We start from the raw sequence: 7143 nt of genomic DNA on the forward strand, positions 1-7143 counted from the left end.
GAGACCTTCCCCACGCACGATGCCGCCCTTGCCGCGGCGAGAATCGCAGCCGCCGAGCAGAAGGTCCCGGGAGAGACGGCCGGCATCGAATACGAGACGGAAGATGGCGTCTGGCATCGCGAGATCGATCCGGGTTCCGACCGGCCGCAAACCGAAGTCGCGGACGACTGAGGCGGCGCGATCGTCGGGCGTGCCCATTCTGGGGAGAGACTCGCGCCTGATGACGCTGGATGGAGCCCGGCGGAGAATGAGCACGACCGATCCGCGAACCTTGCAGAGGGGTTATGCGAGCGGGCCCGGCAACCGTCGCCTTCGCGCAAGCGTCCTGTTCGCGACCGGCGTCGAGATGGCCTTTCTGGTCTTTCTCACTGTGTTCACCTGGAACCACGCCGATCCCATGGGCGACGGCATGGAGATGGTCCTCGTCGGCGCGGCCGTCATGTTGATCTTCCTGCCGTTCACGCTGCCCGCCTTCGTCCTCGGCAAGGAGAGCCGCTATTTGCTGCTTGCGGCCTTCCTCGCCGGAATTGGCGCGTTTCTCTATTTCGGACTGTGGCTCGAGGCGTTGGATGAGCTGCACATTCAGCCGGCGCCGTGGTCGTGAGGCGGTAGGATAGGCAGCGGCTTACGCCGTTGTTACCTCACGCCCGCGTAGCTTGCCTACGCCGTGTCGACGAGGACGATCTCGGCGTCCTCGAGCGCCTTGACCTTCACCACCTCCTCATCGCTGATCGCGGCGCCGTCGCGCGCATCGATGTGCACGCCGTTCACCTCGATGCTGCCGGTTGCGGGCACGAGGTAGCCGTGGCGTCTTGAGCCCAGCTTATATTCGGCCGAGTCGCCTGCCTTCAGCGTGGCGCCGAGCACGCGCGCCTCGGCACGAATGGGAAGGGCATCACTATCGCCGGCAAAGCCGCTCGCAAGCGGCACGAAGCGCCCCGAGCGATCGGACTTGGGGAAGGGCTTGGCGCCCCACGAGGGCTTGCCGCCTTGTCTGCCCGGCTCGATCCAGATCTGGAAGATGCGGGTCGGCACGTCCTCGCGGTTATATTCCGCGTGGCGGATGCCCGAGCCTGCGCTCATGACCTGGACGTCGCCGACCTCGGTGCGGCCTTTGTGTCCCAAGCTGTCCTCATGGGTGATCGCGCCCTGCCGGACATAGGTGATGATCTCCATGTCGGCGTGAGGGTGGGGCGGGAAGCCCGTATTGGGGGCGATCTCGTCGTCGTTCCATACTCTGAGCGCGCCGTGACCCATGCGGTCGGGATCGTAGTAGCGGGCGAAGGAGAAGTGATGCTTCGCCTTGAGCCAGCCATGGTCGGCGCCGCCAAGGGCGCCGAAGGGTCTCCTCTCGATCATTGCTTTATCCTCGCTTTATCCTCCACGCGAAACGACGAGATGTCAGGCGGCGAACCCGCCATCGACGTTCAAGGTGGCACCGGTGATATAGGCCGCGGCGGGGCTCGCCAGGAAGGCGACCGCGGCCGCGACCTCCTCGGGCTTGCCGTAACGCCCGAGCACGGTGCGGTTCTTGAGCAGGTCGGCCAGCTCGCCCTCGCTCGGAGCCATGTCGGTGGTGATCGGGCCCGGCTGAACATTGTTGACGGTGATGCCGCGTGAGCCGAGATCGCGCGCCCAGCCGCGGGTGTAAGCCGCGACGGCACCCTTGGTGGCCGAATAGTCGGCAATGCCGCTCCAGGGCGAGATGTCGCCCGCGACCGAGCCGATGGAGATGATGCGGCCGCCGTCGCCGATCAGCGGGGCAGCGGCGCGGACCGCCGTGGCGACGCCGCCGACATTGACGGAGAACATGCGCTCGATCTCGGCGAGATTGTTGGCGCGGTCGTGCACCGGAGCGCCGGCGAACACGCCGGCATTGTTGACGAGGATGTCGAGGCGGCCGAAGCGCTCGACGACGGACTTCACCAGGGCCTCGACCTCCTTGGCATTGGCCTGGTCGGCCTTGAAGGCCTCCGCGCGTACGCCCTTGGCCAACAGATCGTTGACCACGGCCTTGGCTTTGTCGGGCGACGATGAGTAGCTGATGGCGACGTCGGCGCCGTCGTCGGCAAGGGCGCGGGCGATGGCCGCGCCGATGCCGCGCGAGCCGCCAGTAACGAGAGCAACCTTTCCTGCGAGAGTCTTGGTCATGGGTCCACCTCGGTTCGGATTTCTGTAGCAATCGCTACATATGTATCCTGGACCCGGCCTGTCAAGGGGCTTATATAGTGGTCGCTACATTACGTGATTTTGGCTTATAGCGCGAGCATGTCAGAACGTCGCAGCATCGCCATCGGCCGTCCCCGGAATTTCGATATGGACGCGGCCCTCGACCGGGCGCTCGACGTGTTCTGGCGCAAGGGGTACGAGGGCGCGAGCATCTGCGACCTCACGGAGGCGATGGGAATAAATCCGCCGAGTCTTTACGCCGCCTTCGGCAACAAGGAACAGCTGTTCCGCAAAGCACTCGACCGCTACACGGATAGGCACAACCAGTGCATACGCGAAATTCTGGCGCGGCCCAAAGCGAAGGATGCACTTGCCGCGCTGTTGCTCAACACAGCGGAGTCGTTAACCGACAAGGAAAGTCCGCGCGGATGCCTGCTGGTGCAGGGTATTGCAGGGGCGGGCGATCATGCCCAGTGCATCAGAGATGCGCTGTCGGAAAAGCGCGCCGCCAACGAGAAATTGATCCGCGAGCGCTTCAAGCGGGCAAAGGCCGAAGGCGAGCTCCCGGCCAAGACCGATTCGGCCGCGCTGGCGCGCTTCTTCTCGACGGTGATGCAGGGCATGGCGGTGCAGGCGGCGGGGGGCGCCACCCGCAAGGAGCTCGCGGCCATCGCCGACGCGGCCATGGCGGCCTGGCCCGCGACCGACCGCCGCTAGTCGTCGCGTCCTTCCGACTGGTGGGATGCTTGATTGAATTCCCCTGGCGGGCTCTCGGTTAGGAATGGCTTCAGGCTGAAGCGATTGCGCCCCTTTATCGGGCCTTCGACTCGGCGCAAACTGTGCTCCATGCAGATCGCGCGTCTTTTCGGCCTTTGTCTTGTCCTCGCTTCGGGTCCGGCTTTGGCCGGCGCCGCGGTCGAGGACGAAGGGCCGCTCGGACCGTGCGTCAGGGGCGACAGCACGACAAGCGGTCAAGGACAGACCGGCCCGGCGTGGGGGGTTGAGATCGCGACATCCTTCGCGAAGCAGGAGGCGCTCGATGATTTCGCCCGGGTGCAGAAGCAGTATTCGGACCTGCTCGGGAGCTATCAGCCGCTCGTCGTCGAGGATTGCAACCTGCATATGGGCACCTCGCCGCAATATTCGGCGCGCATCGGCTTCGACAGCCGCGACGATGCCGACGCGCTGTGCGCCAAGCTAAGGTCGGCCGGCGGGGCGTGCATCGTGCAGAAGAACTAGAAGCCAGAATAGTATCGGGCGAGGAGCAACAGGGTTGCGACTTATCGCGTTCTGGCTTCAAATTTCTGGTTTCTGATGTCCGACATGCGGGTCCGGGCGCCGGTCACTCTTATCGCAGGGCTCGTGCTCTTCTCGACGCATGGGGAGGGCAGGGAGGCCTCCGCGCTGATGAGCGTCGAGGCCGGCGTGAAGGAGGCGGGCCTTGTCCTCGCGGGCCCCAAGCCCTTCGTCGATATCGTCTGTCCGCTGATGCAGCATGAGGCCGAGCAATACGGCCTGCCGCCGATGCCGTTTGTGCGCCTGATCTGGAAGGAGAGCCGCTTCAATCCGAACGCGGTCAGCCCCAAGGGCGCGCAAGGCATCGCCCAGTTCATGCCGGCGACCGCCGCTGATCGCGGGCTCGACGATCCTTTCGAGCCGAAGCAGGCCATCGTCCACTCGGCGAGCCTTCTCGCCGACCTCCGGCAGGAGTTCGGCAATTTCGGCTTGGCGGCGGCCGCCTATAACGCCGGCGCCGAGCGGGTGAGGGGATGGCTCGCGGGCGATAGCGGGCTTCCTTACGAGACGGAAGCCTATGTCCAATTCGTCACCGGCCGCGCCGCCGAGGAATGGAAGCTCCCCGAGACCGACCTGCCCCAGGCGCTCAAAGCCGACGGCGAGGAGGTGCAGCAGTCCTGCAAGAATCTCGCGCCGCTCGTCGTGCGCGCGGTCTATGAGACCGAGCCGTTGACAGCGAGCGGGGCCTGGCGGCCGTGGGGCGTGCATGTCTCGACCGCCTTCTCCAAGGCCAAAGCCCTTGCCCAATTCGCGCGGGTCAAGGCGCGCTACCCGTCGGTCCTCGCCGAACGCGAACCCTTCGTGCAGCCCGAGCGCAATCTCAGTCGAGGACGGCGTTCCCTCTATATGGTGGAGATCGGCTCGGATAGTCGCGACGACGCGGCCAAACTCTGCCAACAGCTCCGCGCCGCTGGCGGTTCCTGCATCGTGCAGAAGAACTAGCCTGTCGCAGCAATTTTTTGCGCCCGGGCCTCATTGTCTCAGTGGCAATGCCCGGCCGCTGGTATATGGTCCGCTCGGGGAGGCGAGGCTCGGCAGGGGAGATCCGATGCTCACCATCTACGAAACAAGATCGGGAGAGCTCAAGGCCCAATCCGGTCCGCCGAAGATCACCGAACAGGTCATCTGGATCGATCTTCTCAATCCTACGCCCGAGGAGGAGGCGAAGGTTGAGAAGGCGCTTAAGATCGACGTCCCGACCCGCGAGGAGCAGGAGGAGATCGAGGCCTCAAGCCGCCTCTATCAGGAAGACGGCGCCTATTTCATGACGGCGACGCTGCTGTTTCAGCCGCGGGAAGGCGAGCCGCGGACGACGCCGGTCACCTTCATTCTTGCCGGACAGAGGCTGGTGACCGTGCGCTACGCCGAGCCGCGCGCATTCGCCATCTATGTCGCGCGCTGCAACCGGGCCGAAACCGAGCTGAAGGCGGGAGCGTCGGTCTTGATCGGTCTGATCGAAACCATCGTCGACCGGCTCGCCGATTTCATCGAACGCATCCAAGCCGAGGTCGAGGGCCTGTCGCATTCGATCTTCGAGATCAAGGGCGGCACGGTCACGCGACAGCGGCGCTTCGACATCATCCTGCGGGCGATCGGGCGCGAGGGCGAGATCTCGTCGAAAGTGCGTGAAAGCGCCCATTCGCTCGGGCGGCTGCTCACCTTTCTTGCCCACGCCGCCAACGAGCGGAAAGAGGATAAGCTGCTTCAGGCGCGCATCAGGACCGCGGCGCGCGACGTCGCGTCGCTGACCGATCACGCCACCTTTCTCTCGGGCAAAATCATTTTCCTGCTCGATGCCACGCTCGGCATGATCAACATCCAGCAGAACGACATCATCAAGATCTTCTCCGTGGCGGCCGTGGTGTTCCTGCCGCCGACGCTGCTCGCCTCGATTTACGGCATGAATTTCCACCACATGCCGGAACTCGACTGGATGTTCGGCTATCCGCTCGCGATCGTCCTGATGGTTCTCGCCGCGGTGTTGCCTTACATTTATTTCAAACGCAAAGGCTGGCTGTAATTTCGCGCTTGCAAGCACACGCCCAGATCGCCACATTCCGATCACGGGCGTTGGGCGCTACGCAATCGAAGCCATCTGAGGAGAATGTCCATGCGATTTGCAGCTCTTGGTCTCGCAGCTTCGGTGGTCGCGGCAAGCGCGCTTCTGCCGTCGGTGGCATCGGCGCAACCGGGCACCGTCGCCGCGCCGGCGCATGTCTCCAACGTCGAATCGGTCGCCTACTGCACGCGGAAGGCTTGGCGCCGCGGTCTATGTGGCAACGGCGGCACCTATGTGCGCGCACCGTTCACCGAGGTCGACACCACGCGCGGCACTTGGGTCGCGGCGCCGTTCGTGAGGGTCTATAGCGGCCGCTACGGAACCTGGGTGCGCGCGCCGTTCGTCAACCTGTGGAACCCGCACTAGTCGATCAGGCTAGCCAGTAGGGACCAGGCGAGAGCCAGGCTCGCTCCTGCGGCGAGCGTGGCCACGATGTCGAGTCGCAGCCGGAACAACAACAGGGCTGCGAGGCACGTAAGCGCAAGCGCCTCGACATTCAGCGTGGCGATCTCCGGCGTCCATACTCGCATGGGGCCGAGCCATGTCGAGACGACGCTGCCGAACAGGACATGCAGGGCGAACCACAGGCTCAAGTTTAGAATCACGCCGACCACGGCGGCAGTGACGGCGGCGAGCGCGCCGGTGAGCCTCGGATATGTGCGCAGACGCTCGACATAGGGCGCGCCCACGAAGATCCATAGGAAGCATGGCGCGAACGTCGCCCACAGAGTGACGGCCGCTCCGAGCAGACCGAAGGCAAGTGGGGGCGTACCGCCGTGGCGGAAACCGGCAAGAAAACCAACGAACTCAGTGACAAGAATGAGTGGGCCCGGGGTAGTCTCGGCGAGCCCCAATCCGTCGAGCATTTCTCCCGCGCTCAGCCAACCGTACGTCTCGACCGCTTGCTGCGCCATATAGGCAAGCACCGAATAGGCGCCGCCGAAGGTGACGACGGCGAGTTTGGAGAAGAACAGCGCGATGTCGGTCGTGACGTGATCGCGGCCGAGAGTTGCTGTGAGCAAGAGCAGGGGACCGATCCAGATGAAAAGCCAGAGGGCTGCGGTCGCGAGCGTTTGCGCGAACGTGACGGCCGGTTGGGCGAGCGTTGGCGTTTCCTTATGGAGCGGCGCGGCGGGATGCAGCAGGAATCCGATCGCTGCGGCCGCCGCGATGACGAAGGGAAAGGGGATGACGAAGAAGAATAAGGCGATGAAAGCCGCTGCGGCGATCGCCGCATCGTAAGGCCCCCGCAGCGCGCGGCGCGCAACCCTGAGCAGCGCCTCGATGACGATGACGAGCACCGCCGCCTTGATGCCGATAAAGGCCGCCTCGACGATCGGCACCTGACCGAAATAGGCGTAAGCGATGCTTAAGCCGAGCACCACGATTGCGCCGGGCAGCACAAAGAGAAGCCCGGCAACAAGACCGCCCAAGGTGCCGTGCATTCGCCAGCCGATGTACGTGGCGAGCTGCATGGCCTCGGGCCCGGGCAGCAGCATGCAAAAATTGAGCGCATGCAGGAAGCGCTCCTCCGCGATCCAACGCCGCTCGTCCACGAGCATGCGGTGCATCAGCGCGATCTGGCCGGCCGGGCCGCCGAAGGAGAGGACGCCGATCTT

9 protein-coding genes are annotated in these 7143 nt (G+C 64.7%); 6 read left to right on the forward strand and 3 right to left on the reverse strand.

The genetic code is table 11. From position 1 onward, the window contains the following. Positions 1-247 precede the first annotated feature (247 nt). Positions 248-604 carry a hypothetical protein gene (locus VFB18_RS10565; protein ID WP_324974665.1) on the forward strand — a complete coding sequence of 119 codons (357 nt, stop codon included), beginning with the start codon at positions 248-250 and terminating at the stop codon, positions 602-604. A 56-nt stretch (positions 605-660) separates the two neighbouring features. Here the strand turns inward: VFB18_RS10565 and VFB18_RS10570 are convergent, their stop codons facing one another. Then, a complete protein-coding gene (locus VFB18_RS10570; protein WP_324974668.1) occupies positions 661-1359 on the reverse strand; it encodes a pirin family protein in 699 nt (232 codons plus the stop codon). Between the two features lie 42 nt (positions 1360-1401). After that, entirely contained in the window at positions 1402-2151 is a 750-nt protein-coding gene (locus tag VFB18_RS10575; RefSeq protein ID WP_324974671.1) for a 3-oxoacyl-ACP reductase family protein, read from the reverse strand. Between the two features lie 165 nt (positions 2152-2316). Between VFB18_RS10575 and VFB18_RS10580 the strand changes: the two genes are divergently transcribed. From VFB18_RS10580 to VFB18_RS10600, 5 genes are all read left to right on the forward strand, one after another. Beyond that, a complete protein-coding gene (locus VFB18_RS10580; protein WP_324974690.1) occupies positions 2317-2886 on the forward strand; it encodes a TetR/AcrR family transcriptional regulator in 570 nt (189 codons plus the stop codon). Positions 2887-3015: 129 nt separating this feature from the next. After that, entirely contained in the window at positions 3016-3408 is a 393-nt protein-coding gene (locus VFB18_RS10585) for an SPOR domain-containing protein (protein ID WP_324974674.1), read from the forward strand. Between the two features lie 84 nt (positions 3409-3492). Continuing rightward, positions 3493-4407, forward strand: a complete 915-nt coding sequence (locus VFB18_RS10590) for a lytic transglycosylase domain-containing protein (RefSeq protein ID WP_324974676.1) — start codon at positions 3493-3495, stop codon at positions 4405-4407. A 106-nt stretch (positions 4408-4513) separates the two neighbouring features. Continuing rightward, the gene (gene corA / locus VFB18_RS10595; RefSeq protein ID WP_324974679.1) at positions 4514-5485 is read left to right on the forward strand and encodes a magnesium/cobalt transporter CorA; all 972 of its coding nucleotides are present in this window, start codon (positions 4514-4516) and stop codon (positions 5483-5485) included. Positions 5486-5575: 90 nt separating this feature from the next. Next, on the forward strand, positions 5576-5890 hold the full coding sequence (locus VFB18_RS10600; protein ID WP_324974684.1) for a hypothetical protein: 315 nt from the start codon (positions 5576-5578) through the stop codon (positions 5888-5890). On the opposite strand, the gene chrA is transcribed toward VFB18_RS10600, so the two are convergent. Next, positions 5887-7143, reverse strand: a 1257-nt coding sequence (gene chrA, locus VFB18_RS10605) for a chromate efflux transporter (RefSeq protein ID WP_324974687.1), incomplete at its 5' end; no start/stop codon positions are given. The genes VFB18_RS10600 and chrA overlap by 4 nt on opposite strands.

This window comes from Methyloceanibacter sp. (genome assembly GCF_035650995.1).
Lineage (GTDB): Bacteria > Pseudomonadota > Alphaproteobacteria > Rhizobiales > Methyloligellaceae > Methyloceanibacter.